The 219-nt window shown below is 49.8% G+C and carries 1 tRNA gene; it reads right to left on the bottom strand.

The window, feature by feature from the left end:
* Nucleotides 1–23: 23 nt before the first annotated feature.
* Nucleotides 24–99: transfer RNA gene (locus A3709_RS21830), tRNA-Ala, on the bottom strand.
* Between the last annotated feature and the right edge of the window lie 120 nt (nucleotides 100–219).

Here is a 219-nt window from a genome sequence, read left to right as displayed (position 1 = left end):
ACAGGCCTATGGTTTCCCAATACTGGTGGAGCTATGCGGGATCGAACCGCAGACCTCTTGAATGCAAATCAAGCGCTCTCCCAGCTGAGCTATAGCCCCATAACTACGCATCAACCGAATAAGACAAAGACAAATGTGTGAGCACTTGAAGAAATAGTGCCACTATCGTTTAAGGAGACGATCCAGCCCCAGGTTCCCCTAGGGCTACCTTGTTACGAC

This window comes from Halioglobus sp. HI00S01, from assembly GCF_001635445.1.
Classification (GTDB): domain Bacteria; phylum Pseudomonadota; class Gammaproteobacteria; order Pseudomonadales; family Halieaceae; genus Halioglobus; species Halioglobus japonicus.
Note: the sequence above shows the minus strand (reverse complement) of the source record. Positions and strands in the feature narration are given on the sequence as shown.